We start from the raw sequence: 16792 nt of genomic DNA on the forward strand, positions 1-16792 counted from the left end.
CATGGCCGTCCACCTCAGCTTCGCCGCGGCCGGGCACTCCCGTGTGTCCGAGGTCATCCTGGCCGGCCGCACCGGCTACTGGCTGTGCGACCCGGACCGGGTCCTGGCCCATGGCGTCGTCAAGCTCTACGAGCGCCACCCTGAAGGCGGCGACTTCGATCTCAACGACGACGTCGTGGGCCCCTGGGTGGCCACCCTGACGGTCACCGGCGCCGACCGGGTGCAGTGGCTCGACCGGACCCGGACGATCATCGCCTTCGACCCCGCCAGCCTGACAACGGAGTACGTGACCAGCGTGCCCCCGTTCAACGCCTCCGGCGTCTACTACGACCCGGAGCCGATCGCCTGAGGGCGGGGCTCTGCGTTGAGTACCGCCACGAACTCCCCACAGCTGATCTGCTCGCCATAGCCGGCGAAGCAGGCCAGGGCGGCGGCATGGCGTTCCGGGGTCACCGCCTGGCAGGCGTCATGGACGCACACCACCCGGTAGCCGCGGTCGGCGGCGTCCTTGACGGTGTGGTCGATGCATTGGTCGGTGAGCAGGCCGATCACCACCAGGGTGCGGACGCCCAGGTTGCGCAGCAGGTAGTCGAGGACGGTGGAGCTGAAGGGCGAGGAGGAGCTCTTGGGGAGCACCAGCTCATCGGCCAACGGCGCCAGCTCGGCGATCACCTCGGCGGCGCGGCTGCCGGGCGGGAAGCCCATGCCGCAGCGCTTGTAGTCGACGCTGCGGTCGCGCCCGTCGGCGGTGAGGTTGGCGATCACGGTGTGGATCACCTCCAGCCCGCCGCGGCGCGCCGCCGCCAGCACCCGCTGGGCGTTCGGCAGGGTGGTGGCGCGGAATCGGCGATCAAATTCCAGATCCGGCCGGGGCTGGGCGTCACCGCAGGTGCCCTGCTGCAGATCCACCAGCAGCAGCGCGGTGCCGCCGGGGTGGAGCCACTCCGCGGGTGAGCTCGACGGCATGCAGGCCCCGGCGATCCGTCCAATCATGGCGGCAGACGCTTGCCGGGCCCGTGTCCATTCCCCCCGCCCCCATGGCCGCGGCGCTGGCCGCCCAGGGGATCCGCTGGGTGGCGATCACCTGGGTGAACCACGCCGGGGCGCCGCTGGTGAAGGTGGTGCCCCTGGCTGGTTTCGAGGCGGCGGTGGCGGTGGGGTTGGGCTTCTCACCGGTGTCCGATGCTTTCGGCACCGACGGCGGCATCGCTGCCGGCCATCGCCTGGCCCGGCCCGACGGCGACCTGCGCCTGCGGGCGGATCCGGCGGCCCTGGCGCCACTGGAACCGGCCAGCGGCTGGGCCTGGGCGCCGGGGGAGCGCTTCGAGCGCAGCGGCGTGCCCTACGCCGGCGACCAGCGCCACCTGTGCCGCCGCCAGATGGAGCAGCTGCGGCGGGCCGGGGTGGAACTGCGGGCCGGCTTCGAGCTGGAGTGGCTGGTGGCGACCCCCGCTACCGATGGCACGCCGGCGCCCGCGATTCCCGGGGGGCCCTACGGGGCCGATCGGCTGGTGGAGGGCCTCGACTACGCCACCGCCCTGCTGGAGGCCCTGGAGGCGGCCGGCCTGCCCTGGCTGCAGTTCCACCCGGAGTACGGCGCCAGCCAGTTCGAGCTGTCCCTGGCACCGGGCTCGGCCCTGGAGGCCGCCGACCGGCTGGTGCAGGCGAAGTTGCTGATTCAGCGGCTGACACGCCGCTTCGGCTGGCGCTGCAGCTTCAGCCCCAAGCCCAGCCTGGGGCGGGTGGGCAACGGCGGCCACCTGCACCTGAGCGTCCGGCAAGGCGGGACGGCGCTGCTGGAGGGCGGCGATGGGGAGGCCGGCCTCAGCGACGCGGGCGCCGGGGTGCTGGCGGCCCTCCTGGAGGAACTGCCGGCCCTGCTGGCCCTGGCCTGCCCCCTGGCGGTCTCCTACCGGCGGCTGGCCCCGGGCTCCTGGTCGGCCCCGTTCCAGGTGTGGGGCGTGGAGAACCGGGAGGCGGCCCTGCGCCTGGTGCCCGCCGCGGCCGATGGAGCCCCGGCCCACCTGGAGCTGAAGGTGGCGGACCTGGCCGCCAACCCCTACCTGCTGCTGGGGGCCGTTCAGGCCGTGGTGGCCGACGGCCTGGCCCGCGCCCGGCCCCTGCCGCCACCGGTGAGCGGCGATCCGTCCCTGCTGCCCACCGGGACGGCGGCGCCCCTGCCCGCCAGCCTGGCGGCGGCCGCGGCCGCCTTCGCCGCCAGCGACCTGCTGCGCCAGGCCCTGGGGGAAGCCCTGCACGGCTCCCTGTGCGACAGCCAGGCGGCGGAGGTGCGGCGGGCGGCGGGCTGCAGCGAGGCGGAGCTGGTGGCGGCCGCGGCCTGGTGGCCGGTGGTGGGGGGGATCGACTGAGGGGCTGCGGAGCTTCACCGAAGCAGCCTTCGGTAGCTCACACCGATGGCCCCATCGGCCATTCCTGGTCAAGTGAAGACTGCCAATCCGTTGGACCAAGGTGCCCATCCCTTCGCAACAGGCGCCGCCAGTACCACGGGAGGGGAAAGCTGATCAGAATGGGCAGGAGAACGGACAAGGACTTCCATGGACCCTTCTGGCCAGGGGCTCCACAGGGTTACGCCCCAGGCCATGGGGCTGTTGCTGTCACTCGGGGTGGGGGGCAGCCTCCTGTGGGCCGCTCCAGCTTCCGCCGTCGACGGGGTCTTCTGCATCGTCAATCGGGCCAACAGGTCGTTTCAGATCGTGCGCGGATCGAAGTTCGAAACAGTGGCTCCCGGACGCCAAGCCTGCTGTCAGTCGAATTGTCGTTCTCCCGTCGCGATTGGCATCGACGTCTCGAGGGATCCAGACCTCAAGGAGATCCTGTTGAAGCTGGGGCTCAAGCTGGCCAGCCGCGGACGCAGCCTCGTACCCGGCCAGCCCAGCGGCGTTGGCAACTGGATTTCGATCTGCCGGGCCAACTGGCGACGGGGCGACAAGATTGAGGTCTACGCCCCAAACGGCAAGTGGCGGTGCGACGTGGTGGATGCACGCGGCAACCTCAGGGAGACGATCGCCGCCAGTGGGCAGCAGCGTCCAGCCCAGACGGCCCTGCGCGTCTGCAACAGAGCCGGCGACGGATCGGCCTATGTCGCCAAGGCATTGACAGACAGAAATGGCCGCCTGACCAGTAAAGGCTGGTATGAGGTTGCCCCGGGTGAGTGCGACAGTCTGACGCTTCCCCCAGGCTACCGAGGCAGAGTCTATGTCTATGCCGAAACCAGGAATCTATCCTGGAAAGGGACAAGGCGAGTTTGTGTCGACCCTGAACAGAAGTTTGAGATCCCCGATGCTGGTCGAGGGAGCTGCGGTTGGCGCTATCAGCACTATCTTTTCCTCGATCGGAACGTGGATGGTCGCGGGGCCAGCATCACGCTCACCCCTCAATGAGCCGATGTTTTGTCTGACGTGCTGCCTTGGATTTACACGCTCGTCATCGGAGGGCCTCGCTCAAGTGGCACCCTCAAGATTGGGCACCCAGGCGTTGGCGCGAATTGGGCAAGGATCCGTCCATGCACCACCGCTCCCGGGTTCCCCCCGCCCCTCAGCCCGCCACCATCACCCGGTTACGACCGGCGGCCTTGGCGGCGTAGAGGGCGCCGTCGGCGTTGCGCAGGCCGCTCTCCAGCGCCACAAGGCCCGTGCCCTGCACCACCGCCACGCCGGCGGAGAGGGTGACGCGCTGCCCCGGCGCCCCGGGATGCGGCACTGACGCAGCGGCCGCCCGCAGCCGCTCCAGCAGGGGCCCGGCCCCCCTCGCATCGACACCGGGCAGCAACAGCGCGAATTCCTCGCCGCCGACGCGGGCCAGCACATCGCCGGGGCGCAGCACGGCCCGCATGGCGGCGGCCACGTCGCGGAGCACCAGGTCGCCGGCGCCATGGCCCCAGCCGTCGTTGATGGCCTTGAAGTGGTCGATGTCGAGCATGGCCCCCGCCACCGGCCGGCCGTCGCGGGCGGCGGCGGCCAGGGCCAGCGTGGCCGCCTCGGCGAAGCCCGTCCGGTTGGGCAGGCCGGTGAGCGGATCGCGCCGCACCGCGGCGGCCAGCTCGGCCTCCAGCCGGTCGCGCTGGCGCAGGGTGCTCAGCACCGCCAGCACCTGGGCGGGGATGGAGAGATCGAGAATCACCCATACCCAGCTGCGCCAGCGCAGCGGCTCGCCCGGCCGGCCCAGGGCCTCACCCACCCCGTCTTCGAGGGCAAACACCCCGAGGGCCAGCAGCACCGCCGCGGCGAATCGGACCCGCCAGCGACGCCGCCGCGGCTGACCCGGCAGGCGGGCGCGTTTCAGCGCCTCCCGCGCCGCCACCCCGCACAGCACCGCCGTGGCGGCCCGCAGCAGCAGGAAGATGAGATCGGGGGCGTTCACGGGCTGGGGCAATTCCCCGGAAAAGTAGGAGGGGAACGGCGACGCCTGGTGTCCGCGCAGCCACCCCGCGGCACCCCGCCACCCGGCCAGAATCCCCCCATCGCCACCTGGCCTGCGCCCCATGGACCGCCCCCACCCATGAGCTTCGCGGTGGCGCTGGCGATGCTGGAGCGCGAAGGCCGCTGGCTCCTGCAGCTCCGGGACGACATCGAGGGGATCGTCCATCCGGGCTGCTGGGGCCTGTTCGGCGGCCACCTCGATCCGGGCGAGGGGCCAGAGCAGGCGATCCTGCGGGAGCTGGGCGAGGAGATCGGCTGGGAGGCGCCAGACCTGCCCCCCTGGTTCGAGCACCACGACGACCAGCTCAGCGCCTTTTACTTCCGCGGCCCCCTCACCGTGCCGCTCACGGCGCTGCAGCTGCACGAGGGGCAGGACATGGTGCTGGCCGGGCTGGAGGAGCTGCGCAGTGGCCGGATCTGGAGCCCCAGGCTGCAGCAGCGGCGTGGTCTGGCCCCGTCCCTGGAGCGGGCCGTGCACCGCCTCGACCCGAAGCTCGGCTCAAAGAACTAAAAAATGGTGAGTGATGCCTTAAGATGGGAGGTATCAGACCGTTCTCCTGCGTCTCAGGGTTGATGAGGATGCGCTTCCCGGCAAGATTCGCGACAATCTCAAGGATCTTCCCTGCGGAAGCTGTCAGCGCCGTCACCCCTTCCATGGCGCCCGCAGGCCTGCCCCCCCGACCCGCGTCCCTTCGATGACCAACGTCTGGTGCGTTCGGGCGGGCGGCGGCATCTATGCGGACAACTTCCTCAGCGGCGGCTTCGTCGGCATTGGCTGGCGGGAGATCACCGAGGACCTCGGCCCACTCCGGAACCGGGAGCAGCTGTTTTCTGTGGTGCGGCGCTACTTCCCGGACATTCAGAGCGCCATTCTGCTCTCCAACTACGTCAACGAAATCCACCGCTTCCTGTTCGAGATCCGCCCCGGCGACCACGTGATCATCCCGGCGGCGGAAGCCGACCTGCTGCGCTTCGGCGTCGTGGATGAGGGGACCGCCTACTACGACCCCACCGGCGACGACGGCTGTCCCCTGCGCCACCGGCGCCCCGTCACCTGGTCGCCCGACCCGCTCCGGCTCGACCACTTCTCGGCCCCGTTCCGCAATTCCATCCGCACCCTGCTCACCGTTCCGGCCCACACCCGGATGCGTTCCCTGCTGACGGTGTTCCTGGTGGAGCACAAGGCCGAGTTCATCCGCAGCATCGGCCGCCCGGAGACGACGGCCCCGGCCCGGGCGACCACCCGCAAGGAGGAGGCCCACCGCAGCGTCCTTGAACAGCTCCTGCAGCTGAATCCCGCTGAATTCGAGCGGCTGGTGGTCCACCTGCTTGATGCCCTCGGCTTCCAGGACTGGGAGCGGGCCGAGCACCGCGGGGCGCTGCGCGATGTGTTCGATGCCTGCGGGGACATCAACCTGTCGCTGCCGGCCCGCATCCGCATCCATGCCCGCTTTCACCGCGGCAACCTCGGCGCCCGGATCGGCGCCGACGCGGTGCGGGAGCTGCGCCAGTTCATTCCCTTCGGCGGCCATGGGATCTTCATCACCACCGCCGATTTCCAGCCGGCGGCGACCACGGCGGCCGGCGAGGAGGGCTTCGCCAGGATCAGCCTCGTCAACGGCCACCAGCTGGCCGAGCTGATTGCCCGCCACTGGACCCACCTGCCCGGTGACATCCGTGATCGTCTTTCGCTCGAGCAGGTGCTGGTGAAGAATTAGGGCCCCACCACCGCAGTCCATGGCCTCGCGATCGCGCCGACGCCCGCCCGCCCATGGCAAGGGGACGCCCCCCCGGCAGGAGGTCGCCCGGACCGCATCGGAGACCACCGGCCTGCGGCCGCGGCTGCAGATCCTGGCGGGGTTCCTGCTGCCGCTCGTGGTGCTCGGGCTGTGGCTCAACTCCCGCGGCTTCTGGAGCCCCTGACGGGGCGCGCCCAACCAGGCGCCAGCTCAGGGGCCCCCCAAGGGGAAATCGGGCCCGCTTCCCAGCAGCTCCACCTCCGGATCCTCGCGGAAGATCGCCAGCAGTTCCCCGTGCAGGGCCTCGGCCCAGGGGGCCGTGTCGATGAAGCGGAAGCGGCGCCACAGCCAGATCCGCCCGGCGAAGGCCCCGTCGGTGCAGCAGAACTCCATGGCCTCCCCTTCGGCCGGCTGGCTGTAGATGCAGACCCCGAATCGGAAGGGGGCGTCGGCCAGCTCCAGCCACCAGCCCCAGTCCTCGCAGCAGAGGAAGGGAACCTGCCGGCCGTTCGCCTGCAGCCGCTGCTGCAGATGGAGCGCCAGGGCCTTGCCCACCGTGCCCGGGTTCACCATCTCCACGGCCTCGCCCGGCAGCTCGGGGAACTTGGCGGATCTCAGGTGGATGAAGTTCTTCATGGCCCAGGAGAGCGGATCCCGGCGTGCGCCCAGCGGACGGTAGGTGCTGCTACCGGCGTTGTCGCACCTCCGCCCCCAGAGTGCGCCGGCAACGACAGGCAACGGGCGTGCAGGATCTGGTGGGAACGGTGCAGGCGCTCTGGCGCTACCCGGTGAAGTCGATGCTCGGGGACTCCCCCAGCCAGCTCGAGGTCGACCCCCGCGGCATCCGGGGGGACCGGGCCTATGCCCTCTGGGACCACGCCAGCGGCCGGGTGGCCAGCGCCAAGAACCCACGGCTCTGGCAGGGGCTGCTGGGCTACCGGGCCCGCTTCCGGGAGGAACCGACGCCGGCGGCGCCTCTGCCGCCGGTTCTGATCGGCCCCCGCGAGGACGACAGCAGCGCCGGTCTCTGCAGCGGCGAGGACGATGTGGACGCCTTCTTCAGCGAGCTGTTCGGGCGTCGGGTGAGCCTGCTGGACACCCCCCCGGAGGGCGCCAGCCTTGACCAGTACTGGCCGCCGGTGGAGGAGCGCGCCTTCCAGGACGTGACCAACGCCCTGGAGCTGCCCGAAGGCACCTTCTTCGATGCCTGCCCCATCCACGCCATCACCACCGCCACCCTGGAACGGCTGCGGCAGCTTGAACCCCAGCTGGATTTCGCCGTCGAGCGCTTCCGCCCCAACCTGCTGATCAGCACGCCGCCGGAGTCCACCGGCTTCGTGGAGGAGGGCTGGAGCGGCGCCTGTCTGCAGATCGGCGAGCAGCTGGTGCTGCGGGTCGACGGCGGCTGCCCCCGCTGCGTCGTCACCACCCTGGCCCAGGGCGCCCTGGAGGAGAACCTGGAGATCCTGCGGGCCACTGCCCGTCACAACGGCGTGGTGGCCGGCATCCGCCTGAGTGTGGTCAGCCCCGGCCCGGTGGCGGTGGGGGATCCGGTGCGGCTGCTGCCCTGAGCGGCTCGCCGCTGGCTAGGGGGCCGACGCCAGCCCGGCCGCCAGGCGCTCGAGGGCCTCGCCCAGCAGCGCCTCGGAGGTGGCGAAACTCAGCCGCAGGTGGCCCGCCGCCCCGGGGCCGAACCAGCGGGGAATCCCTGGCACCACCGCCACCCCGTGCTCGCGCCTCAGCCGCTCCACCAGTTCCTCGACGCTCTCCTGCAGCGGCGGCAGGCCGACGAACAGCACGAAGGTGGCCGCGGGGGGCCGCACCCGCAGGCCGGGGATCGCCGCCAGCCGGGTGACGGCCTGGTCGCGACGGGCCCGCAGATGCTCCAGAAAGGCCCCCAGCCAGGCCAGGCCGTCGGGGCTGTAGGCCGCCGTGGCCGCCACCTGGCTGAGGGTGGCGACGCCATCGACGGTGGAGGGCAGCTCGCTGTCGGCCAGCAGCCGGGCCGCCGCCTCCGGATCCGCCATCGCCACGTAGCCCACCCGCAGACCGGCCAGGCCGAAGGACTTGGAGAAGCCATGCACCACGGCCCCGAGGCCGGACAGTTCCGGTTCCAGGGCCAGCCAGCTGGTGAAGGTGGCCGGCGGGTAGACCACATCGCTCCACACCTCATCGCTCAGCACCCGCAGGCCCCGCTCCAGGCAGAAGCGACCCAGGGCCTCGAGTTCATCGCGGCGGAAGCAGCGGCCCAGAGGGTTGTGGGGGTTGCAGAGGCACAGCACCCGGGTGCGGGGGGTCACCAAGGCCTCCAGCGCCGCCAGATCCAGGGGGGCCTCGGGATCGATGCGCCACAGCACCGGCACCCCACCGGCGCTCCGAACCGTGTGGGCGAAGAGGAAGTCGACCGGATCCCACACGATCGCCTCGTCGCCGGGCGCGAGCCAGTGGCGCGTCACCAGGGCGAGGCCAGCGGCGGCACTGTTCACCGCCAGCACCGCTTCGGGGGGCACGGGCGCCCCCCGCTGCCGCTGGTAGCCGGCCACCGCCTGCCGGAAGGAGGGCAGCCCGCCGGCGGGGCCGTAGCTGAACACCCCGGAGCGGGCGTAGTCGGCGATGGCCTCGCGGATGACCGGCGCCGCCGGGAAATCGGGATCGGCGGCGGTGAGCGGGATCACCCCGGGGGGCAGCTCGGCCCAGCGCAGGTTGTGGGCCCGCTGGCGCAGCAGCTCGAGCGGCACCGCCCCATCGCGGAAGCTGTCGGCGAAGCGGTGGCTCATGCCATCAGCGGCAGCTGGAGCCGGGTGGCCGACGGCTGGACAAACGACCGGGCCATCTGGCGACCGGCCTCCACACAGCCCAGCAGCGCCGGCCGCCGCTGCCGTTCGTAGGCCCTGAACAGCTCCGGCACATCATCCGGGTCGCGGCAGCCGAGCAGCAGATCGCTGAGCAACACCGCATCCTCCAGGGCCGTGTTCACCCCCTGGCTGGTGAACGGCAGCAGCGGGTGGGCCGCGTCCCCCGCCAGGGCCACGTTGCCCTTGCTCCAGCGGGTGGCCGGATCCTCGTCGACCGTGTGCCAGACATGGGCGCGGGCTGGATCGGTGGCACCCAGCACGTGGCGCACCACGGCGGGGAACCCGCGGAAATGCTCCTGGAGGAAGGCCCCCACCTCCGAGGGCTGCGGGGCGGCGAAGCGGTGGCTGTCGAACTGCACGAACCAGACCAGCCGGTCATCACCCAGGGGCACCAGCCCGACCGCCAGCCCTCCGGAGGGATCGAGCGCCTTGAGGAAGCGATGACCCAGTTCGGCCGCCACCAGGGGCTGGCGCACATGGGCCACGATCTCCTTGACCCGGCCGGGGTTGGTCATCGCCCCGCATCCGAGGGACAGCCGGCAACTGGAGCGCACCCCATCGGCCGCGACGAAGGCATCGGCGGGGTGGGAACGGCCGTTCTGGAAACACACCGCCCGGGCCCGCTCCCGGTCCCAGTCGAAGCGTTCGAATGGGTGGTTGTACTGAACCAGCTCGTCGGGGGCGCCGTGCAGCAACACATTGAGCAGGTCGTGGCGCAGCATCGCCACCGCCCCCTCGAGCGGGTGCTCCACCAGCACCTGCCCCGAGCAGCAAAGAATCCTCACTGACGTGATCGGATGGCCCAGGGTGCCGTCCGGGTCGCAACCGAGCCGGCGCAGGGCGGCGAGACCATTGGCCAACAGAAGAAAGCCATGCCCATGGAGATGGGACGCCATGGCCCGTTCGTAGACACGCACGGCGCGACCCTGCTGCCACAGCCCCCTGGCCACGGCCAGCCCGCAGGCGCCACCACCAACGACAGCTGTATGGATCACGGCTGAAGATCCATCGGCAAGGAGAGAACATGCCCGGTGATCAAGCGGGGATGTGCTGACACAACCGGTGGATTTGTGATCCGGGCGGCGCCCACGGCCTGAAAGGATGCATGCCCGCGGATGTTAGGGGCGACGGCAAACCTATCGACGTCGCCGTAGTCACCTTCGAGCGCTCAGCAAGCAAGCCTGAGTTTTCCCTGAGCGATGGTGAGGGTACCCAGGGAAAAGCGCGGCCAGGAAGAAGATGGAACAGCGCTCCGCGAAGACGGCGCACAAGCCAACCAGCCACCCCACCGCGCCGTTTCGGTGGGCGGGGAACAGCGGACGAGGGCTGGAGGCTCACCATGGCTCCGGTGGCTAAGGTGAGGCTGGTGAGGGAGGAACATGCGCCGACGCACCACATTGATGATCATCAGTGGAGCGCTTCTTTCGGGCACCTCTCTTCTGATCTTCACCCATCTGCTGGATCAGCGCAGTTCCAACGACTTACGCCGTCAGAATGATCGGATCGCCGGGCGGCTGTGCACCGCCCTGCAGGGCGTCGAGCGCAGCTTCGCCAGTCCAGGGCCGCCCATGGCCCCCCTGGGGCTGCAACCGGTCGCCGAGGCGGAGCTGGCGCCTCCCCCCGTTCCGGCGGTGATGGCCTCGGGGTCCGTTGCCCGTCTGGGCAGGCCACTGGTCTGCCCTCGACGGTTTTCCCGGCTGGCTCTGGTGATGGCGGGCGAACGGGGCCGGAGGAATGCCCTGCTCTTCACCACCGGGCCCACTCGCCGCCAGGCCCCCGAATGGATCAGGCTCTCCGGCACCACCCTGATCCACCCAGATCAGGATGGCGACAGGCAGATCCGGCTGGCCCCATGGACCGCCATGGAGGCCAAGGGGATGGCGAAGGGGCTGCCGGCCGGTTCGCTCTACCGGGTGGGCTTCGGGGATCTGGTGGTAGGGCTGACCCTGGCGCCGGCCCTGCCGACCAAGGCGGATCGCTTCCGCAACCTCGCCCTGACCCTGGGGCTTCTGGGGATCGGACTGAGCGTCGCCATCGGCTGGCGTTCCAGCCAAAACCGGAGGAAGGAGCAACTGGCGTCCGGAAGTTTCCGCAACCACGGGCAGACATCCTTCCTGACGCACTACGCCCTGGTCAAAGATCTTGAAGCTTCAACCCTAAGGAAGCACGCAGCACGCGGCGAAGACGGCTTCCTGGTGACGATCGACTTTCGCTACCTGGAACGGCAACGCGGCTATCTCAGTGAAGTGGAGATCAACGACATCCTCACGAAAGCGTGTCGCGCCATCAACAAGGGATGGGCCGTACATCCCGGCTTCAACTTCTACCACGTCTCGAAAAACAAGATCGCTCTGATCGTGCGGGCCTCCGGTAGCATTCCTATCGACGATAATGCCGCCTGCGAAGCGCTCCTGGCCCGTCTACTCGGCATTGTCTCGGGGTCGATTCAGATCTCCAGCGATTCGGTGCTCGCCTGGGACGATGTGATCATCACCGGGCAGCGATTCCAGCTGGATGCGCCACCCGGCACCCTGCTGACAATGCAGGCCTTCGGAGAGATGCTGGCCGCCGAAGATAGGCGTTCCTATCGCCTGGTGAAGAGCGGTGATGATCTGCTCGTCAAAGATAAGGGCGAGATCAGAAGCCAACTGACGTCCCTGAAGGCCAGTGATCTGGAGTTGCGCTTCCAGCCGATTCTTCAGCTCAGCAACCCAGGCCATTTTGGGCTCGAGCTGCTGGTCCGATTCCTGCCTCCGGCCCTCAACAAGCTCGGCACGGGAAATGTGATTCAACTGGCCCATGACATTGGCATTACCCACAAAATTGATGCGCTGGTCGTGAGCCGGCTCGCCGAGGTGCAACAGCAGCTCAATGCGTCGGAGTTTTTACGTCATCGCATTGAGTATGTCTCCGTCAATATCAGCTCTGATTCCGTGTCTACCGATCAACGCCTCAACCAGCTGATCGGCCTGTTCAAGCACCATGGCATCGACAGCTCGATTGTCTGCATCGAGATCACGGAGATGGCCGCCACAGACATCCTGGCGGGATCGGAAGGCGTGACGACGGCTTCGGAGCGGCTGATGCGGGAGCTGAACTTCCGAATCTTCATCGACGACTTCGGCTCCGGGCTTTCCAACTATCGGCGGATCAGCGAAGCCTGGTACGACGCCATCAAGCTCGACATCGATCTGATCAAGGGGATCGATCGTTCCTTCCGGCTGCAGCGCTATGTCGGCTCCTTCATCGACACGGTCCATGCCCTCGGCAAGACCGTGGTCTGCGAAGGCGTCGAAACCCACAACGAACTCACTGCCGTCATCCGACTGGGAGCCGATGCCCTGCAGGGCTTCCTCGTCTCGCCTCCACTCCCTTTGGAAGCGGTGGAGTCATTCATCCGGTCCTCCGACTGGGCGGACCGCGATTCCCTCCAGCAAACGCTGGAGCAGATCCATGCCACTTCAAGGCTGCGTGATTCCGGGCATGGCGAGGATTTCAAGACGTCCGACAAGAAGATCCCACTGGAGCGTTACATCATTGACAACTGGTCGAGGCTGCGCAGTTTTGAGGAGTTCGTGCTCCTGTTTGTCAATGAGCTGAAATCATGGGGCCTGGAGATCTACCGCTTCTCCCTGGCATTTCTTCCGGACCAGGATGACATCGACTGCAGTCAGTATGTCTGGGTGAGCTCCAGGCCCGGCCTTGTCAGCACCCTGCGCATGGAGCGGGACTTCCTGGAACAGGATGAGCACCTGCGCAGCCCACTGCATTTCATCGCCACCAGGAGCAAGGTGTTTCGGCAGCAGCTGATCGCCACGAAAGACAACGGCTTTCCTTTTCTGGACTCCCTCAAGGATGTGGGCTGCAGCGATTACCTCGGCATCCGACTGGACTCGCGCGGTGTTTCCATCCCAGTGCTCACGATTGCCCTGCATGAAGGCAGCGTCTTCAGCGACCAGGAAGTGCAACGCATCGAAGCGATGAGCAGCCTTCTCAGCCTGCTGTTCTATGCCTTCGAGAGCGAGCGCTCGAAGCGGCTGGCGATGCTGGACCCCCTCACCCAGCTCGCCAATCGCCGCAGCTTCGATTCCTTCCTCAAGGGGAATGTCTCCGCCTCCAGAGCCGCCCAGGTCAACCTCTCCCTGGCACTGATCGACATCGATCAGTTCAAGGTGGTCAATGATGTTCTGGGCCACGCCTACGGCGACCGATGCCTCAAGGAGATTGCCGATGCCCTCCGGATCGGCCTGCGTCGCAAAAGCGACTTCGTGGCCCGGCTGGGGGGCGAGGAATTCGCCATCATCCTACCCAAGACCGATGCCGAGGCCTCCCTGCTCCTGTGCGAGAAGCTGCGCGAGTCGATCCAGGACAAGGGCATCTACCACCCGGGAATCGCCACGGGTAACATCCTCACCATCAGCATCGGCATCGCGGCCTGGGATCCGCTTTCGATGGCCGAGTGCGACGCCGACCGGTTGCTGCAGCTGGCCGACGACTGCCTCTACGAAGCCAAACGCCATGGCCGCAACCGGGTGGTCTGCCGGTCCCTGCACAGCGAGGTCGGCCTCTCCGCCTGACCCCATGACCCACCAGAGCGTCCTTTCCGTGCACGTGCGCCTGTTCGCCGGCCTACGCGAACAGGCCGGCTGGGGCGAGCGCCTCATCCAGCTCGACGCGCTTCCCGACTCCCAACGCGCCACCGCCGCGGATCTCTGGCGGCAGCTGGCCCTGGACGCCGGCCCCGTCGAGCAGAGCGCCGCGCTGCCGGCCACGGTGCGGGTGGCCATCAACCAGGCCTTCGCCGCCCCCGACAGCCCCCTGTCCCCCGGCGACGAGGTGGCCTTCCTGCCCCCGATCACCGGAGGCTGACCCATGTCCAGCACCAGCCCCGTCCGCCCGGCTCCCCCGATCGAAGTGCAGCTCCTGGAGGCCCCCTTCCAGCCGCTGGAGCGCCTGGCGGCCTGGCAGCGGCACCTGGCTGCCGACGAGCCCGACGCCACGGGCTCAGCTGCCGAAAGCCACTTCATCGGCCGCGTGCGCCCCACCACCGCCGCCGGCGCGCCCCTCGAGGCCCTGGAACTGGAGCACTACCCCGGCATGACCGAGGCCCAGCTGGGCGCCCTCGCCGAGGCCAGCGCGGTGCGCCACGGGGCAGGCGCGGTGCTGGTGGCGCACCGGGTGGGGTGGGTGCGGCCGGGGGAAGCCATCGTGCTGGTGGCCGTCCAGGCCGACCGCCGCGGTCCCGCCCTGCGCTGCGTCCAGGAGCTGCTGGAGGATCTCAAGCACCACGCCCCCTTCTGGAAACGGGAGTGGAGCGGCGGCCGCGGCACCTGGGTGGCCGGCAACACCCCGCTGTGACCCCCCCGAACCACCCCTCCCATGGGCCAGTCCACCAACGCCCTCAGCACCGACCACGTCGCGTTCATTGAGAGCCAGAAGCTCTTCTTCGTCGGCACCGCCACCGCGGACAGCACGGTGAACGTGTCTCCTAAGGGGCGCGATGCGCTGCGGGTGCTCGACGCGCACCGCGTGATCTGGCTCAACCTCACCGGCAGCGGCAACGAGACCGCCGCCCACGTGCAGGTGTGCCCGCGCATGACGCTGATGTTCTGCGCCTTCGAGGGCCCGCCCCAGATCCTGCGGCTCTACGGCCGCGCCCGCACCATCCAGCGCGGTGAGGACGGCTGGGACGCCCTGTTCAGCCACTTCGAGCCCCTGGCCGGCGCCCGCCAGATCTTCGATCTGGCCATCGAACGGGTCCAGACCTCCTGCGGCATGGCGGTGCCCCGCTACAGCTACGCCGGCGACCGCACCGAGCTCGACACCTGGGCGCGCCGCAAGGGGAACGACGGCCTGGAGCGCTACTGGAAGCGCAAGAACCGCCGCAGCATCGACGGCCTCCCCGCCCCGATCCCGGCACCGATCGCCGCCCCCGGAGCGCCGGACGCCACCGGCGACTGACTCAGAGCAGCGGCAGCCGCAGCAGCTGGGCCCACAGCTCCGTGCCGGCCGCCAGGGATCCGGCCTCGGCGGGGATCTCCAGCAGCAGGTCGGCCCCCTGCAGCGAGCCGATGCGGGAGGAGGCCTGGCTGCCCTCCACCTGGGCCAGCAGGGCCCCGTCGCCGGCCACCGCCAGCCGGGCCCGGGCCAGCTCGGGCCGGCCGGCGCCCCGCTTCAGCGCCGAGGCCAGGCGCACCTTCAGCCGGGGTAGCGGCACCACCTCGCCCCCCTCCAGCTGCTGCAGGGCCGGCCACAGCAGCTGCAGGGCCGTGACCGCCGCGGCCACCGGGTTGCCGGGCAGGCCGAAGAAGGGCCGCGGCCCCAGCCGGCCGAAGGCGAAGGGCCGGCCGGGCTTGAGGAACAGCTTCCAGAAACCCACCTCCCCAAGCTCGGCCAGCAGGGGCCGGATCCAGTCGCTGTCGCCGGCCGAGACGCCGCCGGTGCTCACCACCACGTCGCAGTCGGCGGCCAGCTCCAGCAGCGCCTGGCGCAGGGCGGCGGGATCGTCGGCCACCACCCGCTGCTCGCTGACGGGGTAGCCCAGGCGCTCCAGCAGGGCCCGCAGCAGGGTGCCGTTGCTCTCCCAGATCTGGCCCGGCCCCCGGGCCGCGCCGGCCGCCACCAGCTCATCGCCGCTGATCAGCAGACCCACCCGCGGCTGGACGCTCACCGCCAGCGACGCCACGCCGCAGCTGGCCAGGCGCCCCAGGGCGGCGGCCCCGAGGCGGACCCCGGCCGGCAGCAGTTCGTCGCCGGCGGCGGCCTCCTCCTCGGGGGCGCGGATCCAGGGGTTGGGACCCGCCTCTCCGGTCATCCGCAGGCTCTCGGCCCCACCGCCGGCGCCGGGGCTCTCGGGGCTCACCAGCTCCTGGGGCAGCACCCGCTGGGCCCCCTCCGGCAGGGGGGCGCCGGTGAGGATCCGGATCGCCTCCCCCTCAGCCAACACCCCTCCGTAGGGGGCTCCGGGGGCGGAGCGGCCCACCAGGGACCAGCGGCGGCCGGGGCTGGGGGCCTCGGCGTCGGTGATGGCGTAGCCATCCATGATCGAGGCCCGGAATCCGGGCACGGCCTCGGGCGCCCTCACCGGTTCGGCACTCACCCGCCCCAGGCAGCGCCCCAGCGGCAGCCGCTCACGGCCCGTCAGCGGGGTGATCGCCGCCAGCACCCGGCGGCGTGCCTCCTCCAGGGGCAGGCCCTCCCGGGGGAATGGCTCAGCCATCGCTCTGCTCCCCCAGGCGCCGCACGGCGGGGTGCTCCCAGGGGCCCCGGCGCCCCCCCTCCTTGCGCAGCAGCCGCACCGGGCCGATGGTCATGGCCGGATCGGCCGACTTGACCATGTCGTAGAGGGTGAGCAGGCCCACCTGCACCGCCGTCAGGGCCTCCATCTCCACGCCGGTGGCGCCGTTGGTGCGGGCGCTGGCCTCCAGCCGCAGCCCGCTGCCGTCGGCCATCGGCTCGATCCGCACCTCCAGGCCCGTCAGGGCGATCGGATGGCACAGGGGGATCAGCTCCCAGGTGCGCTTGGCGCCCTGGATCGCCGCCACCCGGGCCACCGCCAGCACGTCGCCCTTCGCCGCCCGGCCCTCCAGCACCAGGGACAGCACCTCGGGCGCCATGGTGATGCAGCCCTCGGCCACGGCGCGGCGGTCGCTGGCGGGCCGGTCGCCCACCTCCACCATGTGCACCTGGCCGGCGGCGTTGAGGTGCGAGAGGCGGGGCTGGCTCATGCCGAAGCGAGGGCGGCGGGGGGGTGCACCCA

At 70.1% G+C, this 16792-nt stretch carries 18 protein-coding genes; 11 read left to right on the forward strand and 7 right to left on the reverse strand.

All coding sequences use genetic code 11. The features are described 5' to 3' along the window. Nucleotide 1 precedes the first annotated feature (1 nt). Nucleotides 2-349, forward strand: coding sequence for a hypothetical protein (locus VB738_RS02130; RefSeq protein ID WP_323304169.1), 348 nt, complete (start codon nt 2-4; stop codon nt 347-349). Here VB738_RS02130 and VB738_RS02135 read toward each other — a convergent pair. Further along, nucleotides 325-966: an isochorismatase family cysteine hydrolase gene (locus VB738_RS02135; protein ID WP_323304170.1), complete on the reverse strand. Its 642-nt coding sequence runs from the start codon at nt 964-966 to the stop codon at nt 325-327. The two genes, VB738_RS02130 and VB738_RS02135, sit on opposite strands and share 25 nt — an antisense overlap. Nucleotides 967-1016: 50 nt before the next feature. On the opposite strand from VB738_RS02135, the gene VB738_RS02140 reads away from it, so the two are divergent. Together VB738_RS02140 and VB738_RS02145 are read left to right on the forward strand one after the other, a co-directional pair. Beyond that, nucleotides 1017-2369: a glutamine synthetase gene (locus VB738_RS02140; protein ID WP_323304171.1), complete on the forward strand. Its 1353-nt coding sequence runs from the start codon at nt 1017-1019 to the stop codon at nt 2367-2369. 231 nt (nt 2370-2600) lie between these two features. Beyond that, a complete protein-coding gene (locus VB738_RS02145) occupies nt 2601-3401 on the forward strand; it encodes a DUF1036 domain-containing protein (protein WP_323304172.1) in 801 nt (266 codons plus the stop codon). 154 nt (nt 3402-3555) lie between these two features. On the opposite strand, the gene VB738_RS02150 is transcribed toward VB738_RS02145, so the two are convergent. Next, complete coding sequence (locus VB738_RS02150; protein WP_323304173.1) at nt 3556-4380, reverse strand: GGDEF domain-containing protein; 825 nt, start codon at nt 4378-4380, stop codon at nt 3556-3558. 138 nt (nt 4381-4518) lie between these two features. Between VB738_RS02150 and VB738_RS02155 the strand changes: the two genes are divergently transcribed. From VB738_RS02155 to VB738_RS02165, 3 genes are all read left to right on the forward strand, one after another. Continuing rightward, nucleotides 4519-4950 carry an NUDIX hydrolase gene (locus VB738_RS02155; RefSeq protein ID WP_323304174.1) on the forward strand — a complete coding sequence of 144 codons (432 nt, stop codon included), beginning with the start codon at nt 4519-4521 and terminating at the stop codon, nt 4948-4950. A gap of 184 nt (nt 4951-5134) precedes the next feature. Then, nucleotides 5135-6157, forward strand: coding sequence for a restriction endonuclease (locus VB738_RS02160; RefSeq protein ID WP_323304175.1), 1023 nt, complete (start codon nt 5135-5137; stop codon nt 6155-6157). A 19-nt stretch (nt 6158-6176) separates the two neighbouring features. After that, complete coding sequence (locus tag VB738_RS02165) at nt 6177-6362, forward strand: hypothetical protein (RefSeq protein WP_323304176.1); 186 nt, start codon at nt 6177-6179, stop codon at nt 6360-6362. Nucleotides 6363-6388: 26 nt separating this feature from the next. Here VB738_RS02165 and VB738_RS02170 read toward each other — a convergent pair whose 3' ends face one another. After that, nucleotides 6389-6814, reverse strand: a complete 426-nt coding sequence (locus VB738_RS02170) for a hypothetical protein (protein WP_323304177.1) — start codon at nt 6812-6814, stop codon at nt 6389-6391. 107 nt (nt 6815-6921) lie between these two features. On the opposite strand from VB738_RS02170, the gene VB738_RS02175 reads away from it, so the two are divergent. Beyond that, on the forward strand, nt 6922-7749 hold the full coding sequence (locus VB738_RS02175) for an MOSC domain-containing protein (protein WP_323304178.1): 828 nt from the start codon (nt 6922-6924) through the stop codon (nt 7747-7749). 15 nt (nt 7750-7764) lie between these two features. Here VB738_RS02175 and VB738_RS02180 read toward each other — a convergent pair whose 3' ends face one another. Further along, complete coding sequence (locus VB738_RS02180) at nt 7765-8955, reverse strand: pyridoxal phosphate-dependent aminotransferase (protein ID WP_323304179.1); 1191 nt, start codon at nt 8953-8955, stop codon at nt 7765-7767. Next, nucleotides 8952-10028, reverse strand: coding sequence for an NAD(P)/FAD-dependent oxidoreductase (locus VB738_RS02185; RefSeq protein WP_323304180.1), 1077 nt, complete (start codon nt 10026-10028; stop codon nt 8952-8954). The genes VB738_RS02180 and VB738_RS02185 overlap by 4 nt, the downstream gene beginning before the upstream one ends. 384 nt (nt 10029-10412) lie before the next feature. Between VB738_RS02185 and VB738_RS02190 the strand changes: the two genes are divergently transcribed. From VB738_RS02190 to VB738_RS02205, 4 genes are read left to right on the forward strand one after another with little or no spacing between them, the layout of a single operon-like run. Further along, a complete protein-coding gene (locus tag VB738_RS02190) occupies nt 10413-13610 on the forward strand; it encodes a GGDEF domain-containing protein (RefSeq protein ID WP_323304181.1) in 3198 nt (1065 codons plus the stop codon). 4 nt (nt 13611-13614) lie between these two features. Continuing rightward, nucleotides 13615-13902 carry a MoaD/ThiS family protein gene (locus tag VB738_RS02195; RefSeq protein ID WP_323304182.1) on the forward strand — a complete coding sequence of 96 codons (288 nt, stop codon included), beginning with the start codon at nt 13615-13617 and terminating at the stop codon, nt 13900-13902. Nucleotides 13903-13905: 3 nt separating this feature from the next. Then, a complete protein-coding gene (locus tag VB738_RS02200; RefSeq protein WP_323304183.1) occupies nt 13906-14391 on the forward strand; it encodes a molybdenum cofactor biosynthesis protein MoaE in 486 nt (161 codons plus the stop codon). A 21-nt stretch (nt 14392-14412) separates the two neighbouring features. Next, nucleotides 14413-14994 carry a pyridoxamine 5'-phosphate oxidase family protein gene (locus tag VB738_RS02205; protein WP_323304184.1) on the forward strand — a complete coding sequence of 194 codons (582 nt, stop codon included), beginning with the start codon at nt 14413-14415 and terminating at the stop codon, nt 14992-14994. 1 nt (nt 14995) lies between these two features. Here VB738_RS02205 and VB738_RS02210 read toward each other — a convergent pair whose 3' ends face one another. Then, nucleotides 14996-16252: a molybdopterin molybdotransferase MoeA gene (locus tag VB738_RS02210; RefSeq protein WP_323304185.1), complete on the reverse strand. Its 1257-nt coding sequence runs from the start codon at nt 16250-16252 to the stop codon at nt 14996-14998. Beyond that, on the reverse strand, nt 16245-16760 hold the full coding sequence (gene moaC / locus VB738_RS02215) for a cyclic pyranopterin monophosphate synthase MoaC (protein ID WP_323304186.1): 516 nt from the start codon (nt 16758-16760) through the stop codon (nt 16245-16247). The genes VB738_RS02210 and moaC overlap by 8 nt, the downstream gene beginning before the upstream one ends. Nucleotides 16761-16792 lie beyond the last annotated feature (32 nt).

Source organism: Cyanobium gracile UHCC 0139, from assembly GCF_034931325.1.
Classification (GTDB): Bacteria; Cyanobacteriota; Cyanobacteriia; order PCC-6307; family Cyanobiaceae; genus Cyanobium; species Cyanobium gracile_B.

What these genes read in the sequence shown, in the direction of transcription:
- VB738_RS02180 (WP_323304179.1), bottom strand. Translation starts at nt 8,955, where the DNA reads ATGAGCCACCGCTTCGCCGACAGCTTCCGCGATGGGGCGGTGCCGCTC.
- VB738_RS02135 (WP_323304170.1), bottom strand. Translation starts at nt 966, where the DNA reads ATGCCGTCGAGCTCACCCGCGGAGTGGCTCCACCCCGGCGGCACCGCG.
- VB738_RS02190 (WP_323304181.1), top strand. Translation starts at nt 10,413, where the DNA reads ATGCGCCGACGCACCACATTGATGATCATCAGTGGAGCGCTTCTTTCG.
- VB738_RS02205 (WP_323304184.1), top strand. Translation starts at nt 14,413, where the DNA reads ATGGGCCAGTCCACCAACGCCCTCAGCACCGACCACGTCGCGTTCATT.
- VB738_RS02200 (WP_323304183.1), top strand. Translation starts at nt 13,906, where the DNA reads ATGTCCAGCACCAGCCCCGTCCGCCCGGCTCCCCCGATCGAAGTGCAG.
- moaC (WP_323304186.1), bottom strand. Translation starts at nt 16,760, where the DNA reads ATGAGCCAGCCCCGCCTCTCGCACCTCAACGCCGCCGGCCAGGTGCAC.
- VB738_RS02160 (WP_323304175.1), top strand. Translation starts at nt 5,135, where the DNA reads ATGACCAACGTCTGGTGCGTTCGGGCGGGCGGCGGCATCTATGCGGAC.
- VB738_RS02130 (WP_323304169.1), top strand. Translation starts at nt 2, where the DNA reads ATGGCCGTCCACCTCAGCTTCGCCGCGGCCGGGCACTCCCGTGTGTCC.
- VB738_RS02145 (WP_323304172.1), top strand. Translation starts at nt 2,601, where the DNA reads ATGGGGCTGTTGCTGTCACTCGGGGTGGGGGGCAGCCTCCTGTGGGCC.
- VB738_RS02210 (WP_323304185.1), bottom strand. Translation starts at nt 16,252, where the DNA reads ATGGCTGAGCCATTCCCCCGGGAGGGCCTGCCCCTGGAGGAGGCACGC.
- VB738_RS02165 (WP_323304176.1), top strand. Translation starts at nt 6,177, where the DNA reads ATGGCCTCGCGATCGCGCCGACGCCCGCCCGCCCATGGCAAGGGGACG.
- VB738_RS02195 (WP_323304182.1), top strand. Translation starts at nt 13,615, where the DNA reads ATGACCCACCAGAGCGTCCTTTCCGTGCACGTGCGCCTGTTCGCCGGC.
- VB738_RS02155 (WP_323304174.1), top strand. Translation starts at nt 4,519, where the DNA reads ATGAGCTTCGCGGTGGCGCTGGCGATGCTGGAGCGCGAAGGCCGCTGG.
- VB738_RS02170 (WP_323304177.1), bottom strand. Translation starts at nt 6,814, where the DNA reads ATGAAGAACTTCATCCACCTGAGATCCGCCAAGTTCCCCGAGCTGCCG.